Annotated in this window: 14 protein-coding genes; 3 read left to right on the top strand and 11 right to left on the bottom strand. The window is 72.3% G+C overall.

Annotation, left to right across the window (positions count from 1 at the left end; translation table 11 throughout):
* Window positions 1-72: 72 nt before the first annotated feature.
* Entirely contained in the window at window positions 73-1,191 is a 1,119-nt protein-coding gene (locus tag ACIQ8J_RS02815) for a DUF2330 domain-containing protein (RefSeq protein ID WP_403264101.1), read from the bottom strand.
* Window positions 1,192-1,378: 187 nt separating this feature from the next.
* Here ACIQ8J_RS02815 and ACIQ8J_RS02810 point away from each other — a divergent pair, with 187 nt between their 5' ends.
* Window positions 1,379-3,439 (top strand): bifunctional glycosyltransferase 87/phosphatase PAP2 family protein, encoded by a 2,061-nt coding sequence (locus ACIQ8J_RS02810; RefSeq protein ID WP_403264100.1) that lies wholly within the window; start codon window positions 1,379-1,381, stop codon window positions 3,437-3,439.
* Here ACIQ8J_RS02810 and ACIQ8J_RS02805 read toward each other — a convergent pair.
* The 3 genes from ACIQ8J_RS02805 to ACIQ8J_RS02795 all read right to left on the bottom strand — a co-directional run bounded on the left by ACIQ8J_RS02805 (window position 3,343) and on the right by ACIQ8J_RS02795 (window position 6,402).
* A complete protein-coding gene (locus tag ACIQ8J_RS02805) occupies window positions 3,343-4,044 on the bottom strand; it encodes a pyridoxamine 5'-phosphate oxidase family protein (RefSeq protein WP_403264098.1) in 702 nt (233 codons plus the stop codon). The genes ACIQ8J_RS02810 and ACIQ8J_RS02805 overlap by 97 nt on opposite strands.
* A gap of 62 nt (window positions 4,045-4,106) precedes the next feature.
* Entirely contained in the window at window positions 4,107-5,069 is a 963-nt protein-coding gene (locus ACIQ8J_RS02800; RefSeq protein WP_403264097.1) for a phosphotransferase family protein, read from the bottom strand.
* 85 nt (window positions 5,070-5,154) lie between these two features.
* Entirely contained in the window at window positions 5,155-6,402 is a 1,248-nt protein-coding gene (locus tag ACIQ8J_RS02795) for a cytochrome P450 (protein WP_403264095.1), read from the bottom strand.
* Between the two features lie 237 nt (window positions 6,403-6,639).
* Here ACIQ8J_RS02795 and ACIQ8J_RS02790 point away from each other — a divergent pair, with 237 nt between their 5' ends.
* A complete protein-coding gene (locus ACIQ8J_RS02790) occupies window positions 6,640-7,809 on the top strand; it encodes a steroid 3-ketoacyl-CoA thiolase (RefSeq protein ID WP_403264093.1) in 1,170 nt (389 codons plus the stop codon).
* Between the two features lie 270 nt (window positions 7,810-8,079).
* A complete protein-coding gene (locus tag ACIQ8J_RS02785) occupies window positions 8,080-9,291 on the top strand; it encodes an alpha/beta hydrolase family protein (protein WP_403264091.1) in 1,212 nt (403 codons plus the stop codon).
* On the opposite strand, the gene ACIQ8J_RS02780 is transcribed toward ACIQ8J_RS02785, so the two are convergent.
* The 7 genes from ACIQ8J_RS02780 to ACIQ8J_RS02750 form a co-directional block, all read right to left on the bottom strand.
* The gene (locus ACIQ8J_RS02780; protein ID WP_403264089.1) at window positions 9,288-9,710 is read right to left on the bottom strand and encodes a lytic transglycosylase domain-containing protein; all 423 of its coding nucleotides are present in this window, start codon (window positions 9,708-9,710) and stop codon (window positions 9,288-9,290) included. The two genes, ACIQ8J_RS02785 and ACIQ8J_RS02780, sit on opposite strands and share 4 nt — an antisense overlap.
* A 306-nt stretch (window positions 9,711-10,016) precedes the next feature.
* The gene (locus ACIQ8J_RS02775) at window positions 10,017-10,871 is read right to left on the bottom strand and encodes an ECF transporter S component (protein WP_403264087.1); all 855 of its coding nucleotides are present in this window, start codon (window positions 10,869-10,871) and stop codon (window positions 10,017-10,019) included.
* Window positions 10,868-12,646, bottom strand: coding sequence for an ABC transporter ATP-binding protein (locus ACIQ8J_RS02770; RefSeq protein WP_403264085.1), 1,779 nt, complete (start codon window positions 12,644-12,646; stop codon window positions 10,868-10,870). Before ACIQ8J_RS02770 ends, ACIQ8J_RS02775 begins: the two co-directional genes overlap by 4 nt.
* Window positions 12,643-13,905 carry an energy-coupling factor transporter transmembrane component T gene (locus tag ACIQ8J_RS02765; protein WP_403264083.1) on the bottom strand — a complete coding sequence of 421 codons (1,263 nt, stop codon included), beginning with the start codon at window positions 13,903-13,905 and terminating at the stop codon, window positions 12,643-12,645. Before ACIQ8J_RS02765 ends, ACIQ8J_RS02770 begins: the two co-directional genes overlap by 4 nt.
* A gap of 7 nt (window positions 13,906-13,912) precedes the next feature.
* Window positions 13,913-14,551: an SCO2322 family protein gene (locus ACIQ8J_RS02760; protein WP_403264081.1), complete on the bottom strand. Its 639-nt coding sequence runs from the start codon at window positions 14,549-14,551 to the stop codon at window positions 13,913-13,915.
* Window positions 14,551-15,792 (bottom strand): prenyltransferase/squalene oxidase repeat-containing protein, encoded by a 1,242-nt coding sequence (locus tag ACIQ8J_RS02755; RefSeq protein WP_403264079.1) that lies wholly within the window; start codon window positions 15,790-15,792, stop codon window positions 14,551-14,553. Before ACIQ8J_RS02755 ends, ACIQ8J_RS02760 begins: the two co-directional genes overlap by 1 nt.
* A 571-nt stretch (window positions 15,793-16,363) precedes the next feature.
* Window positions 16,364-17,419, bottom strand: a complete 1,056-nt coding sequence (locus tag ACIQ8J_RS02750) for an MBL fold metallo-hydrolase (protein ID WP_403264078.1) — start codon at window positions 17,417-17,419, stop codon at window positions 16,364-16,366.
* Between the last annotated feature and the right edge of the window lie 90 nt (window positions 17,420-17,509).

The raw sequence follows: 17,509 nt of genomic DNA, 5'->3' as shown, positions 1-17,509 counted from the left end.
CCTCTCGTCAGAAGGCCGCCGGGGTGGCGCCTTCGCCTCGTCCATGTGCGAGCAGTCTGCTACATGGCCAGGTCAAGACGGGGTGAGGGCGCCCCTCGTCCGCCGCGTACGGCGCATCCGGATGGTCACCGCGCCCCCGGCCGCCGGCACCAGCAGCACGCCCACCACCGTCAACAGCCACGCCGGAATCCCGCCCACCGTCATCAACTCGTCGGTGTACGAAGTCCGTTGGAAGGGTGTGTCGTCGGCGGACGGGTGGAGTTCGTGGTCGCCGTCGATCAGGGACGGCTGCCCGAAGAACTGGGTCAGGGCGGTCAGATAGACCGCGTCCGGGCGGCCGGTCAGGTCGCCCAGTGGGCCCGACGGGTGCGTGATCCTCCCCGCGAACAGGGTCTCGGGCGGCCCGCCGCCGATCGTGGACGCCGTCTGCATCCGGTGCTCGCCGAGCACGTACAGGTTCAGCGTCTGCGGGGTCTTCGCGAGGCGGGAGAGCCGCATCGGGTAGACCGGGCGGTCGCTCGCGAAGGTCAGGCTCAGCGGGTCGAGCGGACCGCCCAGCGTCTGCCCCGGCTGATCGGGGGCGAGCCGGATCGCGACGTACTCCCACTTCTGCTCGACGTACGGCCGCAGCTCGGTGGCGAGGGCGGGCGGCAGCTGGAAGCCGTTGCGCGCGAGCCAGTCCCGCAGTGCCGTCGGGTCGGTCGCGGTGAGGCGGGCCACGTCGAACGGGCCGAGCCGCTGTCTGCCGACCACCTCGACGGGCGGCTTCGCGGCCGCGCCCGGCGCGCTCGGCGGGCCCGCGCCGTCCGCGCGAGCGCCGGTCAGCGGCCAGTCGCCGTTCCGCGGCCAGAAGTACGAACGGGTCCGGTGCACCGGCGCCGAGAGCGACTCCAACTCGTCGAAGAGCCGCCGGTCGCCGAGCTTCACCGTCGCCCGGCTCGGCACCGGCATGATCCAGGCGGCCCGCGGCGCGTTCCCGGCGACCGTGAGCCTCATCACGATCTGCTCGCTCCCACCGTCCCAGCGGACCGCCGACGTCTCCTGCTGCACGCTCAGCTGCCGCCCGCTCTGCGGCACCATCGCCCCGCAGCCGCAGGCGTACGCGGGGGCCACCAGCGAGCCCAGTTGGAGCGCCACCAGCGCCAACGCCACCAGCAGCGCCCGGCGCCACGGCCTCTGCGCGTCCCGCATGTCCGTATACCCCCCGTGTGATCGACGGGAGCTACGACGGAGTGGCGGCCCCGGCGGTTCCGGTACGTTGCCCGTTCCGGGCAAATCCGGGTGACAGTCAGGCGAAGTGGGGGTTGCCTGAGTCTTCATGCCCGGGTGGTGCGAAGGTTTGGGAGCACAGGACGATCGGCGGAAGGTTCGGCGCGGCGTGGCGAATGCGGAGCACGGTGGCGGACGCGGCAGCGCGGTGGACACCGGCACGGTGGACCCCAGGACCGGCACGGCCCGCGTGTTCCTGTGGCTGCTCGCCGGGGTGCTCGCGATACGGCAGATCGCGGCCGTGCTGCGACTGCCACCGGGTGAACGGCTCACCGACCTGGAGACCTGGACCCGCACCGGCGGCGCCTTCCACGTGAAGGGCTCGCTGTACGGCACCGGCACCGAACACTTCACCGGCGCGCCCTTCGCCGGTCTCGTCCTCAGACCGCTCTCGCACGCCGCCGAGCAGGCACTCGGCGTCGGCTGGACGTTCGCCACGCTGCTGCTCGTCGTCGTCCTCGGCCTGGTCGTGGCCCGTGCCCTGCCCGGCCCGGTCTCGCGTCGCAGCTCCCTGCTCGCCGCGCCCGTCGCGATCAGCCTGCTCATGGTGTCGCTGCCGGTGCGCAACGCCTTCCACCTCGGCCAGACCGGCATCATCCCGGTCCTGCTCGTACTGCTCGGCCTGTTCGTGGTACGCGGTGAACGCTTCTCCGGGGCGCTCATCGGCATCGCCGCGGCCCTCCAGCCGACCGTGCTGCTCTTCGTCCCGCTGCTGTGGCTGACCGGCCGCAGACGCGCGGGCGCCGCCACCCTCACCACCTTCGCCGCCGCCACCTCACTCGCCTGGGCCGCGCTGCCGCACGACTCGTGGACGTACTGGGTGCACCACCTGGCCGGCGCCGGGCTCGGCGGCCGCGCCGACAGCCTCGCCAACCAGTCCCTGCACGGCGCGCTGCTGCGCGCCGGACTGCACGGCCCGCTGGAAATCGTCCTCTTCGCCGCCCTCGCCGCCGTCGTGATCACCCTCGGCCTGCGCCGCGCGGTCCGCTACGCGCGCGACGGCCAGCTCTTGCTCGCCGTCGCCCTCACCGGCAGCGTCGCGGTCGCCGTCTCACCGACCGCCTGGCAGCACCAGCTCCTGTGGGTACTGCTCGCCGCCGTCGGCCGGGCCGGACGCCGGGCCGCCGACCGCAAGGTCTGGCCCGCGACGGTGATCCTCATCCTGGCGCTGCCCGGCGACGTGATCCTGCCGAACATCGCCGCCGTCCAGCCGCTGCGCGACAACCTGCTGCTCATCGTGGCGCTCGCCGCCGCCTGCGCGGTGCCGTTCCTGGCGCGCACCGACGAGAACTTCCGCACCCCGGTCCCGACGACGTACGTCAAACCCGTCCCGGCCCGCTGGGCGCGCGTCCCGCTGCTGCCGCTCTGGCGCCGCGTGGTGACCCGTCCCAACCTGCTCCTGGAACTCCTGGTGATACGGGTCGGCTACTCCGGCTACTCGCACATCAGGGCCGCCGCGACCAGCGGCCGCGAGACGGCGGAGGCGCACGGCAGGACGATCGTCGATGTGGAACGCGCCCTGCACATCAACATCGAGCACTGGGCCAACTCCGGTGTGCAGCACGTGAAGTGGCTGGAGCACTTCTTCAACTTCTACTACGAGTCCTTCCACTTCGTCGTCCCGATGGCGATCCTCGCCGTCCTGTACGTCCGCCGCCCCGCCGACTACCGCTGGGCCCGCGCCTCGCTCGGCTTCGCCACCCTGCTCGGCCTGATCGGCTTCTGGTTCTTCCCGCTGGCCCCGCCGCGCCTGATGCCGGGCCTCGGCTTCATCGACACGGTGCACGGTCCGCAGGACCTGGCCAGGCCCCACTACGGCGCGATGACGGAGGTCACCAACCAGTACGCGGCGATGCCCTCGCTGCACTTCGGCTGGTCGCTGTGGTGCGGAATCGTCATCGTGCTGTGCGCGCCCAAGCTCTGGATGAAGCTGCTCGGCCTGCTGCACCCGCTGTTCACGGTCTGCGCGATCATCGCCACCGCCAACCACTGGGTGCTGGACGCGATCGGCGGCGCGACGGTCGTCGCGGCCGGCTTCGGGCTCGTGTACGTCCTGGCCGGTCCGCGCCGCGTTCAGCTGCCCGAGCTGCCGCTGCCCAGAGCCGCGACATGGTCGGGCACGGCCATGCCCGCGGGCAGTGCGGGATCGGCCTCGGGCGTCCCGAAATAGGTCCGCACCGGCACCACCCCGGCCCACAGGCCGAGCTTTCCGTCGGGCCCGTCCCCGTCGTCGGGCGGGCCCGCCGCCACCTTCACGGACGCCTCCTTCAGCGACAGCGCGAGCAGTGAAGTGGCCGCCAGTTCCCGGGAGTTGGGGCGACGGGCGTAGTCCCACTGGCCCGGCGCGCAGTGCTCGGTGACGATCCTGAGGCCGTGCAGGAGCTCGTCCCCGCCGGTGATCAGCCGGGGCACGGCGTACACCATCGCGCTGCGGTAGTTGACCCCGTGCTCGAACACCGAACGGGCAAGGACCAGCCCGTCGATGTGCGTGACGGTCACGCAGACGGTCGCCTCCGGTGCCCGCACGATGCTGCGGCTGGCGACCGAGCCGTGCACGAACAGCGTGCGGCTCGCGAAGTCCACGCCGTACACCGTCGGCACCGCCATCGGCGTGCCGTCGACCACGACCCCGAGGTGGCACACGAACCCGGCCCGGAGTATCGCGTCGAGGTCCGCGACCCGCGTACTGCCCTGGTCCCGGAGCCGCCGGTGCCGGGTGCGCTCGGTGACGGCCAGCTCCGCCGGTGTGTGCTGATCCTGTTGTTGTGCGTCCATTTCCTCACCGATTCAGTCGCGAGAGCGTGTGCCGTCAACTGTTTCAGCAGCGAGGTGGGCGATCAAGAGCCGAGGGTCAGATCGAACAGGCCCTGGAGGTAGGCCTCCAGGCGGTCCCTGACGAGGTCCGGTGTGAGATCGGTGCGGCCGAGTTCGCGCCAGGGGACCGCCACCTTCTCGGCGTCCGGGGCGAAGGCGAGGGCGTCGAGGAGGCGCCAGTACAGGCGGTCGAGGGGGTCGGGGGAGAGCTGTCCGCCCGCAGCGGCGTACTGGTCGGCGAAGTCGAGGCCGGCCGGGACGCCGTACAGGAGCGCGAGGTTGGTCGAGCAGTGGGCCACGTCCAGGTCGGCGGGCCCCCAGGAGGTCTCCACCCAGTCGACCACGCCGCTGATGCGGAGCTCGGGGCCGGTGCCGGTGAACAGGACGTTGCCCGGGTGGAAGTCGCGGTGCAGGAACACGGGCCGGTACGCGGGCGGTTGGCGCCGGATGACGTCGATGGCACGCCGCCAGAGCTCGGGCCGGCGGGTGGATTCGGGCACCCGGACGCGTTCGGCGGAGGTCCACGCCTCGTAGTCGCGCGGCCGGTCGGACGCGCCGACCCCGACGCGGTGGATGTCGAGGAGTTGGCGGGCGAGCAGGGGCGCGCGCCGCTCGGCGCCGGGGGTGTCGATGCGTACGTCGCCCGGGAGCAGCGACATGAGCAGTGAGGGGTGCGCGCAGTGCTCGCCGCGCGGGTCGACGGCGATGAGCTCGGCGGCGGGTACGCCGGTGCGGGCGAGCAGCGTCAGGATGTCCGCCTCGCGCGTGAGCAGCCCGGCGGCGTGCCGTACGTAGAACTCCTTGACGAAGGACCGCAGCACCACGGAACGCGGCCGGTCGCCGCCGACGTACAGGCGCCGCATCTCGGAGGTCCAGCCGCCGTGCAGCGCGACCACGCGCTCGACCCGCGCGCCCCCGCCCAGGCTCTTCTCCACCCACAGCCGGGTCGTGTCCCAGCCCTGCCCGGTGTCCACCCCGTCGTCCATGGGGCGAGCGTAGCGAGGGTCCGGGGAGGAGACAGGGGCGGGGCGTAGGAGGGATTGGCCCCTGCCTCCCGGATCCGGGGCGGGGTCAACCGCGCGTTACCTGGAGCTCCTTGATGCCGTTCAGCCACGCCGAGCGCAGCCGGCGCGGGTCGCCCGCCAGGTGGAGGCCGGGCAGGACGTCGGCTATGGCGTTGAAGATCAGGTCGATTTCGAGGACCGCCAGGGACTTGCCGAGGCAGAAGTGCGGGCCTCCGCCGCCGAAGCCGAGGTGCGGGTTGGGGTCCCGGGTGATGTCGAAGCGCTCCGGGTCCTCGAAGACCGCGGGGTCGTTGTTCGCGGAGGAGTAGAAGATGCCGACGCGGTCGCCCGCCTTGATCTTCTGGCCGCCGAGTTCGGTGTCCTGGGTCGCCGTCCGCTGGAAGGAGACCACCGGGGTCGCCCAGCGCACGATCTCCTCGGCCGTGGTGCCGGGCCGCTCGCGTTTGTAGAGTTCCCACTGGTCGGGGTGGGTCAGGAAGGCGTGCATTCCGTGGCTGATCGCGTTCCGGGTGGTCTCGTTGCCCGCGACCGCCAGCAGGATGACGAAGAAGCCGAACTCGTCCGCGAGCAGATTGCCCTCGCCCTCGGCCGCGACCAGCTGGGAGACGATGTCCTTGGCCGGACACTCCTTGCGCGCCGCCGCGAGGTTCATCGCGTACGACACCAGCTCCATGGCCGCCTCGGCGCCGATCTCCTCGGTGATCGCGTACTCCGGATCGTCGTACGCCGCCATCTTGTTGGACCAGTCGAAGATCTTGGTCCGGTCCTGCTGGGGGACGCCGATCAGCTCGGCGATGGCCTGGAGGGGGAGTTCGACGGCGATATTGGTGACGAAGTCGAAGGCGCCGTTGTTCTTGTCGGCTTCGGACAGCGCCGCGTCCACGATGCTGCGGGCGCGGTCACGCAGCGCGCCCTCCAGGGACCGGATCGCGCGCGGGGTGAAGCCGCGCTGGACGATCTGGCGGACCCGGGTGTGCTCCGGCGGGTCCATGTTCAGCATGATCAGCTTCTGGACCTCGATCTGCTCACGGCTGATCGACTCGTTGAAGCGGATGACCGCGGTGTTGGTGTTGGAGGAGAACAACTCCGGGTGGGTGGACACGTACTTGACGTCGGCGTGCCGCGTCACCGCCCAGTAGCCCTCGTCCGGGAAGCCGGAGATGCCGGCCGGCTGGGCGCACCACCACACCGGAGCGGTCTGCCGCATCTGGGCGAACTCCGGGTGAGGCACGCGGGATTGGAGCAGATCGGGGTCGGTGAAGTCGAACCCGTCGGGCAGGTGGGGGCAACGCATTGGCCACTCCATGTCTGACGGCCCATCAGATGTGGTCCGAAAGGTAGTAACGAGTTCTACGACTGGCAAGGCCTGCGGCAGCATCTGTTGCGGTCCGAACTCCCCATGTGTGGCGTGCACAACCCTTGCGTACCCGGGGTAGCCCTCATAAGACTGCACTCAGAACTAGAACGCGTATCAGTTCGTGGCCGTGCGGTGCCGGGACACCCAGCGGCTGTGTCAGGAGAGGACGAGCTCATGGCCGCGGAACCCGTCATCGTCGAAGCCGTACGCACGCCCATCGGCAAGCGCCAAGGCGCGCTCGCCAATCTGCATCCGGCCTATCTGCTGGGGGAGACCTACCGCGAACTCCTCGGCCGCACCGGCATCCACGCCGACTGCGTCGAGCAGATCGTCGGCGGTACGGTCACGCACGCCGGCGAGCAGTCCATGAACCCGGCGCGCAACGCCTGGCTCGCGGTGGGACTGCCGTACGAGACCGCCGCCACCACCGTGGACTGCCAGTGCGGTTCCTCGCAGCAGGCCAGCCACATGGTCGCCAACATGATCGCGGCCGGGGTGATCGACGTCGGGATCAGCTGCGGGGTCGAGGCGATGAGCCGGGTGCCGCTCGGGTCCGGCTCCAAGCACGGGCCGGGCAAGCCGTGGCCCGACGAGTGGAACGTCGACCTCCCCAATCAGTTCGAGGCCGCCGAGCGGATCGCCCGCAACCGGGGGCTGACGCGCGAACGCGTCGACTCGCTCGGGCTGTTGTCGCAGGAGCGGGCGGCCGTCGCCTGGGGCGAGGAGCGGTTCAAGCGGGAGACGTTCGCCGTGCAGGTGCCCACCACCGAGGAGGAGCAGGCGGCCGGGCAGGGCATGTGGCGGCTGGTGGACCGCGACGAAGGGCTCCGCGACACATCGATGGAGGCGCTCGGGCGGCTCAAGCCGGTCATGCCGACGGCGGTGCACACGGCGGGCAACTCCTCGCAGATCTCGGACGGTTCGGCGGCGATCATGTGGGCGTCCAAGCGGATGGCGCGGGCGCTGAAGCTGCGGCCCCGGGCGCGGATCGTGGCGCAGGCGCTCGTCGGGGCCGATCCGCACTACCACCTCGACGGGCCGATCGACGCGACGCGGGCGGTGCTCGGGAAGGCGGGGATGTCCCTGCGGGACATCGACCTGGTGGAGATCAACGAGGCGTTCGCGTCCGTGGTGCTGAGCTGGGCGCAGGTCTTCGAGCAGGATCTGGAGAAGGTGAACGTGAACGGGGGCGCGATCGCGCTGGGGCATCCGGTGGGCGCGACGGGGGCGCGGCTGATCGCGACGGCCCTGCATGAGCTGGAGCGGCGGGACAAGGAGTTCGCCCTGATCACGATGTGCGCGGGCGGCGCACTGGCAACAGCGACGATCATCCAGCGGCTGTAGCTTCCCGGGGGCTTTGCCCGCGGACCCCCAGTTCAAATGCCGCTCAGCAAAATCAAGCCCTTCATGGGGGTCCCCCTGGCCCTTTAGGCCTTGGGGGAGTTTGAGGAGCGGGGTCTGGGGCGGAGCCCCCCCCCACGCGGCGGAGCCGCAAAATGTCACAGCGGGAAGGGGCGGGGTGGGGAAGGTCTCCGCTCCGGTGGGGCTAGGTGCCCTTTCGCTTCGGGGGGTGGCCGGATGGTTGGAGTCGGAGGCCGGGCCTAGGTTCGGGGTATGACGAAGTCACACATTCGGGCCGGGGCTGCAACTGTCGTACTGGCAGGGCTAGTTGGAGCCGCGGCGGCACCCGCCCAGGCGCAGGGCGCACACCCGCGAGGCACCCTCGTGGGCGTCACGCGCGTCGCAGACCTCGCGCCCACCCAGGTCTCCGCCTTCCTCAAGGGGGAGGACGTCGACACCACCGGAGTCCGGTACGGCGTACGCGCGTACCGGATCACGTACCGCACCATCACCCCCCAGGGCCGCCCCACCACCGCCACCGGCCTGCTCGCGCTGCCCGCCGACGGCCGGCACGGGCCGCTCGACCTCGTCGCGGACACCCACGGCACCATGGTCGACCGGGACTACGCGCCCTCCGCCTCCGAGGACTCCGGCCGGATCTCGCCCTATCTGCACGCCTCCGCGGGCCGGGCCGTCGCCGCGCCCGACTACCTGGGGCTCGGCAAGGGGCCCGGCCGCCACCCCTATATGGACACCGCGTCGTCCGTGTCCGCCTCGCTGGACATGCTGCGGGCCACCCGCACCGCCGCCCGCGAGCTGGGCAGGCCGCTGACCGGGGACGTGTACGGCACCGGGTTCTCGCAGGGCGGGCAGGTCGCCATGGCGCTCGGCAAGGCGCTGAGCCGGGGCGCGGACGCGCACTTCCGGCTGAAGGCACTGGCGCCGGTGTCGGGACCGTACGACATCGCGGGCGAGGAGATGCCCGCGCTCTTCGACGGGCGGGTGAACGACACGAGCGGTGTGCTGTACCTCTCCTACTGGCTCACCGCCCAGAACCGGCTGCACCCCATGTACAAGGAAGCGGGGGAGGCGTTCCGGCAGCCGTACGCCCAGGTCGTCGACCAGCTCTTCGACGGGCGGCACACCTCGGAGGAAGTCCTCGGCGCGCTGCCGGGCACCGCGAAGGAGATGCTCACGCCCGGCTTCTACGAGCGGCTCAGGCATCCCAGTGGCGCGCTGCTCGACGCCATGCGCGACAACGACCACACCTGCGACTGGAAGCCCGCCGTGCCGCTGCGGCTCTACACCGCGGCCGGGGACACCGACGTACCGATCGGCAACACGCTCAGCTGTGCCCGGCAGCTCGCCGCGCACGGGAAGAAGGCCCCGGTCGTCGACCAAGGTGCGGTCGACCACAACGGGGCCTTCAAGGAGTCGGCGCCGCAGATCGTGCGGCTCTTCGACTCGATCGCCGGTACGGCTTAGTACCAGCTGTTCTGCTGCCAGAAGTTCCAGGCGCCACAGGGGCTGCCGTAGCGCTCGTTCATGTAGCTCAGGCCCCACTTGATCTGGGTGGCCGGGTTGGTCTGCCAGTCGGCGCCGGCGGAGGCCATCTTGGAGCCGGGCAGGGCCTGGACCAGGCCGTAGGCGCCGGAAGAGGAGTTCGTGGCGGAGGGGTTCCAGCCGGACTCGCGGTGCACGATGTTGCTGAAGCACTGGAACTGGTCGGACGGCATCATCTGCTGCGCGATCGCCTGGGCGCTCGTCGGTGCGGCCTGGGCCGGGACGGCGGCCATGGCGACACCGGCGGCGGCGAGCAGCGTGGCACCGGCGGCGGCGATGGACTTCTTACGAGCGGTGATGCGGGCGGCGAAAGACAACGAAGGACCTAACTTCGGGGACATGGCCGTCGCGTTCCGCCGGAGGTGCGAAGACCTCCACGACGGGGGAACCCGTAAGGAATCGGCCCGGGTTGCGGACCGGGCGGTTCCGGCGACTCGAACAGTTGTAACCGGCTCGATGGATGGCCGCAATGACCCCATTTACTAGCGGGAGTCGCATGACGGGTGAAACGTCCCAAAGGTGTAAGGGCCGGATAAGTGCAGGTCAGTGCCGCTGTGAGGGGTCGCTTCGATCATGCTGTGGGACCACTATCCCGCCTAGTGGAGGACCAACGCCCTGTGGGCGGCCTCACCCCCGCGGGGCTCTGTTCAGCCCTCGAATGTGACCTGGGCCTCGAAGTTGGCCCGCCGCGTCGCGCGCCGCAGCGCCTTGAGGAGGGTGGCGCCGAGCGTCAGGGTCAGCACCACCGTGAGCGCCGCCCGTCCCAGGTCCCAGCCCAGCGAAGTGGCCGCGCAGTACGCGAAGAAGCGGACCAGGTTGGCGGGCAGCGGATCGCCGGGGTGGAAGGAGATCCCCGAGGACATGCCGCCGATGTACGTCCAGCCCTGAAGGTTCATGACCGTGCCGTACGCGAGTGAGGCGAGCGAGCCGTAGAGCGCGAGCAGGCCCAGCTCGGCCTTGCCGCGCAGCCGGTGCGGGCTGGGCAGCAGGCCGGCGCCCATCGTGAACCAGCCCATCGCGAGCATCTGGAACGGCATCCACGGCCCGACGCCGCCGGTCAGCAGGGCCGAGGCGAACATCGTCACCGAGCCGAGCACGAAGCCGAAGCCCGGACCGAGCACCCGGCCGCTCAGCACCATCAGGAAGAACATCGGCTCCAGACCGGCGGTGCCCGCGCCGAGCGGGCGCAGCGCCGCGCCCACCGCGGCCAGTACGCCGAGCATCGCGACGGCCTTGGCGTCCATGCCGTCGTCGGCGATGGTGGCGACCACCACACCCACCAGGAGCGGGAGCAGCGCGGCGAAGAGCCAGGGGGCGTCACGCGAGTGCGCGAGCCCCGCGTTCGCGTCGGCGAGCAGCGGCCAGCCGAACGCGGCGACACCGATCAGGGTGATCAGCGTCAGGGCGACGACCGCGCGCGGGCCGAGGCGGATAGCCCGTACCGCCCGTACGGCTTCGGTGGCTTGTACGTCCTTTTGTACGTCCTTTGTGTCTCTGGTCACGACAGGGCCTCGCGGACCTGGGGGACGGTGAGCCAGTGCTGCGGGGCGAGGATCTTGGCGACCTGCGGGGCGAAGGCGGGGGAGGAGACGACGACCTCGGCGGTCGGGCCGTCCGCGACGACCTCACCGCCCGCGATGATCACGACACGGTGCGCGAGCTCGGCGGCCAGCTCCACGTCGTGGGTGGCGAGCACGATGGCGTGCCCCTCGGCGGCGAGCGCGCGCAGCACCGTGACGAGGCGGGCCTTCGCCGCGTAGTCCAGACCGCGGGTCGGCTCGTCCAGGAGGAGCAGGGGCGGGCGGCCGGTCAGGACGACCGCCAGCGCCAGGGCGAGGCGCTGGCCCTCGGAGAGGTCGCGGGGGTGCGTGTCGTCCCGTACGCCCGGCAGCAGCTGAGAGACCAGTTCGCGGCAGCTTCCGGGGGTGGCCCCGGCGTCCTCGTCGGCGGTGGCGCACTCGGCCGCCACGGTGTTGGCGTACAGCAGGTCCCGCGGCTCCTGCGGTACGAGGCCGACCTCGCGGATCAGCTCGCGCGGCGGGGTGCGGTGGGGGGTGCGGCCGCCCACCGTGACCGCGCCGGCGGTCGGCTCGATCAGGCCGACGAGGGTGGCCAGCAGGGTGGACTTGCCGGCGCCGTTGCGGCCCATCAGGGCGATGGTCTCGCCGGGGGTGACGGTGAGGTCCGCGTTCCGCAGGGCTTCCACACGGCCGCGTCTTACCCCGAGGGCGGTGGTGCGGGCGATGTCGGGGGTGCGCGGGGTGTCCGGGGCGCGGCGGAAGAGGGTGGCCAGGGTGCGCCTGGTGGCCACGGGCGGGTGGGGGTGCGCCCGGCCTGCGGCCGGGCTGTCGTTCCCACCCTCCCCCAAGCTCTTAAGGAGCAGGGGGGACCCCCATCCCGTGCTGGTGGAGGGGTTGGCGCGGGTTTCCCCGTGGGTGGCGGGGGCCGCCTGCGGGTTATGTGGGGCGAGGCGGGCTCGTAGGGCGGATGCCATGCGGCGGGCGTCGCGTACCGACAGGGGCAAGGGGGTCCAGCCTGCCAGGTGGCCCAGGGCCACCACCGGGGGGTGGACCGGGGAGACGGCCATGATGTCGGCTGGGGTGCCCATCACCGGGGGCTCGCCGGGGGCGGGGAGGAGGATCACCTGGTCCGCGTACTGGATCACCCGCTCCAGGCGGTGCTCGGCCATCAGGACCGTCGTGCCGAGGTCGTGGACCAGGCGCTGGAGGACCGACAGGACCTCCTCGGCCGCCGCCGGGTCGAGCGCCGAGGTCGGTTCGTCCAGGACCAGGACCTTCGGGTGCGGGGTGAGGACCGAGCCGATCGCGACGCGCTGCTGCTGGCCGCCGGAGAGGGTGGCGATGGGGCGGTCGCGCAGCTCCGCGAGGCCGAGCAGGTCGAGGGTCTCCTCGACGCGGCGGCGCATCACGGCCGGGGCGAGGCCCAACGACTCCATTCCGTAGGCGAGTTCGTCCTCGACCGTGTCGGTGACGAAGTGCGCGAGCGGGTCCTGGCCCACCGTGCCCACCAGATCGGCGAGCTCGCGCGGCTTGTGGGTACGGGTGTCACGGCCGGCCACGGTGACCCGGCCGCGCAGGGTGCCGCCGGTGAAGTGCGGGACGAGGCCGGAGACCGTCCCGAGGAGGGTCGATTTGCCGACTCCGGACGGGCCGACGAGCAGCACCAACTCCCCTTCGGGAATGGCGAGTTCGACACCCCGTACGGTCGGCTCCTCGGCGGAGTCGTAGGTGACCGACACGTTCTCGAACCGGATCACGGGGACTCCTTCGGTGGCACGGGTGCGATGAACGCCGGGAGCAGACCGGCGAGCAGTGACAGCGCGGGCCAGAGCGGCAGGCTCGGCGCGGTCAGCGGGACGACCCCCAGGGTCAGGGTCTGCGGAGCGTACGTACCCGCCCAGAGGGTCAGCACCGCGACCGCCGCGCCGGAACCGGCGACCAGCCAGGACCGGACGCCCCAGCGGTCGGGGCGGTAGCGGGTGCGGATCTGGCGGCGGCCGCCGAGGCGGAGCCCGGCGAGCGCGGCGAGCAGGCCGGCGGCCAGCACGGGCAGCCCGTACCCGGCGCCCTCGGCGGCGAGCAGCCCGTACGTTCCGGCGCACACCCCGAGGAGTCCGCCGAGGGTGAGGACGGTGGTGGTGTGCCGTACGGAGGCGGGGACCTGGGCGGTGCGGCCGTAGCCGCGCGCGTCCATCGACGCGGCCACCGCGACCGAGCGCTCCAGGGCGCCTTCGAGGACCGGCAGGCCGATCTGGGCGATCGCCCGGATGCCGCCGGTGGGGCGGCCGCGCAGCCGTCGTGCCGTACGCAGCCGTACGACGTCGGCGACCATGTTCGGCGCGAACGTCATCGCGACGACCACGGCGACCCCGGCCTCGTACAGCGCGCCCGGCAGGGACTTGAGGAGGCGGGCTGGGTTGGCGAGCGCGTTCGCCGCGCCCACGCAGATCAGCAGGGTGGCCAGCCGGGCGCCGTCGTACAGCGCGAAGAGCATGCCCTCGGCGGTGACCCGGCCGCCGATGCGGATGCCCTTCGCCCAGTCGGGGAGCGGGAGTTCGGGCAGCGTGAGCAGGGTGTGGCTGCCGGGGATCGGCGAGCCGAGGACCAGGTTGAAGGCGAGGCGGATGCCGACGACGAACAGGCCGATCCTGAGGAACGCGGTGTACGAGCGTGCCCAGGGGGCGTCGGTCTTGCGGGCGGCCACGACGTAGCCTGCGGCGCCGACGAGGAGGCCGAGCAGGAGGGGGTTGTTCGTGCGCGACGCGGCTGTGGCGAGGCCCAGCGCCCAGAGCCACCAGGCGCCGGGGTGCACGGCGTTGCTCCGGGTCGCGGTGGGGGCGGCGAGCGCGCGCCTGGCGGCGGCGGGCCGGTGGGTACGTGCCCGGCCTCCGGCCGGGCCGTCGTTCCCACCCGCACCACCCGCACCACCCGTGCTGGTCAGTGGGGTGGTGCGGGTCTCCCTGTGGTGAGTACTCGCCGTCGGCGGCCGCGGACCGTCGTCTTCCGGAGAAGGCATTCCGGCTTCAGTTCCTGCGGCGGCGGGACTGCCAGAACGCTGCCGCGCCCAGGGCCAGGACCGCGGCCACGCCGGCCAGGAGGCCGACGGAGGGGCCGGAACCGCCGGACTTCGTCGCGGGTGCCGGCTTCGGCGCCGTGTCCGTGACCTGTTCGCCGCAGCCCGTGCGCGGATAGCCGCCGATCGCGCACAGCAGGGCCGCGCTGTTGTAGCGGAGCGGCTTGGCGACCGCCGCCAGTGCGTCCGCGCTGGTCGCGTCCGGGGCGACCTGGGCGCAGGCGGTGCGCGGGGCGGGCGGGGTCTCGCCCCGGGCGGCGTCCTGCGGCGTACCGAAGTCGATGACCAGCGCGACCCGCTTCGTGCCGTCCTTGGTCGGCGTCGCACCGCACACCGCCTCGAAGGACGGCGCCGAACGCGGCCGCGTCGCGTCGTTCGAGTCCGCGCTCACCGCGAAGCGGAAGCCCTGCACCGCGCCGTCGTTGGGGTGCGCGGACGCCGGGCCCTGGGTGGCGTACGTCCAGGTGTCGCCCGCCAGGTCCCAGAAGGACCAGTAGCGGTACCCGGCCGCCTGCGCCGACCCCGCACCGGCGGCCAGCGCCACCAGTGCGAGGAGCAGCGCGGCGAACGAGGCGAGTCGCGTCCGCATCACAGCTGCTGGTTCTTCTTGCGGCTGCTGATCAGGAAGCCGACGCCGATACCGGCGACCAGGCCGACGCCGACGATCCACCAGACGGAGATGCCGTCGTTCTTCTGCGTCTTCGCGCTCTCGTCCTTCTTCTCCGACGACGGGCCCGACGACGGGGCCGCCTGCGGGGTGGGGCCGGTGGCGTTCAGGGACTGGACCAGGTTCATGCCGCCGAAGTTCTTCGGGTCGGCGCCGGTCGCGTCGGCGGCGAAGACCAGCTGGGCGTAGGCGGCCGGGCCGTTCTCCTTGGCCCAGGCGGCGGCGTTCTTCGAGAGCCAGTCGGCGGACTTCTTCGCCTGCTCGGCCATGCCGTCGGCGGCCAGCGCGACGACCGCGTCGGCGGTGTTGCCGAAGTCGGGCTGGTCGGCGGCGCCCGGCAGCGCGGACTTCAGGAACCCGGTCGGGGCGAGCGTCTTGGCGAGGTAGGCGGCACCGTTGTGCGCGCCCTGCTCGGGGGTGGCGGCCTTCTCGCAGGCGGTGCCCTTGGTGTCGGCGGGGCCGGCGGTGGCGGTGAGGCCCTTGCCGAGGGAGCCGGTCACGGCCGCGGCGGTCGCGTCGGCGTTGGCGTACAGCTTCTGCGTCTTCGGGTCCGGCTGGAAGGCGAAGGCGCCCGCGCCGGTGGGGTCGTCGCAGGGCAGCGCGAAGGTGAGCAGCGCGTCGTACGGCGACTTGCCGCCCTTGGCCGACTTCACCTCGGCGGGCTTCTCGCCCGCGGCGGCGAGCGCGCCGATCACGATGGCGGTGGAGTTGGCGTCGCTGCCGCCCATGCCCGGGGTGTACGGCCAGCCGCCGTCGTCCTGCTGCACCGACTTCAGCCAGCCGACGCCCTTCTTCACGGCGTCGGCGTGACCGCCGATCGCGACGAGCGCCTGAACCGCGGCGGCGGTGGCGTTGGTGTCCGGCTTCGTGGCGTCGCACGCCTTGGCGGTGTCCGCGCGGAACGACATGAAGGAGCCGTCGGCGCACTGCTGCCCGGTGAGCCAGGCGACGGCCTGGGCGGCCGGCTGCACATCGGCCTTCTGCTGGGCGAGGAAGGCGAGGGACTGCCGGAAGACACCGTCGTACTGGGGGTCCTTCGTGCCGTACAGGCCCGGCGGGACCGTCGCGGGCGGCGGCGTGCCGTCGGCGAGGGCCGCCGGGGCGGTGCCGCCCAGGACGGCGGTGGCGGCGGCGAGCGCTGCGGCGCAGCGGCGAACGGTCATGGCGGGCGGTGCCTCTCCTGCGGGGGAGCGCGGGCACGGGCGCACGCTGGCACCCGGCTCCGGCTCCGTGTGCCTCGACGGTGCCGGTCACCTGCGGGGTGCGGGTGACTCTGAGCCGGTCATGTCCGGTGAGGCATTCCGGCTTACCGCTGTGCGGCTTACGGATTGGGGTCTCCCCTGCTCAAGCGGAGCCGAGAGCTCGGGGAAGGGTCAGCGCCGGATTTGCACCGGCTTCCCCCCGTACGGGCATGATGACGACCCGCCCACCTTACCGGCCGGGGGTCGGGGGCCCTGCGGGGCCTCTCTCCCCACCCCGCCCCTTCCCCGCTGTGACATTTTGCGGCTCCGCCGCGTGGGGGGGGCTTTGCCCCCGGACCCCCAGTCCTCAATCGCCGGACGGGCTGGAAGTCGCCCCTTGACGGGGCGGGGACCTGGGGTCAAATCCCCATGCTCAGCCAAATCGAGCCCCTCATGGGGGTCCCCCTGGCCCTTTAGGCCTTGGGGGAGTTCGAGGAGCGGGGGCTGGTGCGGAGCCCCGGTTCGGAAAGGCCCGCCGCAGGCGCCCGACCCCCTACACCGCCCGGTACCGCACCACCCCACCCCCCGCCACCGCTTCCGCCCGGCCCAGTTTCACCAGGCGGCGCACATGTGCCTCCGCCTCCGACACCGCGATGTTGCGCGAGCCGTACGGGATCTGCGCCCAGGGCCGGTTCCACTCCATGCGTTCGGCGAGCTGCCACGGGGTGAGCGGGGCGGACAGGAGGGCCAGCAGGCCGGTCAGGCGGTCCTCGTGGTGGGCCAGCAACTCCCGTACCCGTACGCCCGGTTCGGTGAAGGCGTGCTGGTGTGCCGGGAGCACCTCGGCGACCCCGAGGCGGCCGACGCGTTCGAGGGAGTCGAGGTAGTCGCCCAGGGGGTCGGTCTCCGTGGCGTCGTCGGGGTCCTCGTACAGGCCGATGTGCGGGGTGATGCCGGGCAGCAGGTGGTCGCCGCTGAACAGGCGGCCGCTGCCCGGGAGTTGGGCGGGGTGGTGCTCCTCCAGGTGGAGGCAGACGTGGCCGGGGGTGTGGCCCGGCGTCCAGATCGCGCGGAGCCGGCGGCCGGCCAGCGGCAGCAGGTCGCCGGGGACGATCTCGCGGTCGGGCAGCGCGGCCCGCAGCCCCGGCAGGGTGCGCGTGCGGCCGGAGGCGCGGGCCTGCCGCAGCGGGGCGAGGTGGTCCTCGGGGGCGCCCGCCGTGGCGAGCTTGTCGGCCAAGTAGTCGAGCCAGACGCCCGGTTCGGCCTCGCGGGTGCGGCGTACGACGGCGGCGTCGGCGGCATGCATCGCGATCCACGCGCCGGACGCCTCCCTGACCTGACCGGACAGCCCGTGGTGGTCGGGGTGGTGGTGGGTGATGACCACGCCGTGGACGTCGGCGACATCCGTACCGAGGGCGCGCAGCCCTGCGGTCAGGGTGTCCCAGGAGGCCGGGTCGTCCCAGCCCGTGTCGACGAGGACCGGGCCCCGGTCGGTGTCGATCAGGTGGACCAGGGTGTGGCCGAGCGGATTGTCCGGGATCGGCACCTTGATGGAGTGGACGCCGCCGCCGTGGTCGGTCACCTGAGGCGCGGCTGGCTCCTGCGGCATGGAGTCCTCGTCTCTGTCTGGGTGCGCGCCCCCTTCCTGGGACGCGTACCCGGTGGCACGCTTCCCGCCCACTATAACTAGAACCAGTTT

This window comes from Streptomyces sp. NPDC094147 (genome assembly GCF_044764265.1).
GTDB lineage: Bacteria > Actinomycetota > Actinomycetes > Streptomycetales > Streptomycetaceae > Streptomyces.
This window is presented reverse-complemented; position numbering and strand designations above follow the sequence as displayed.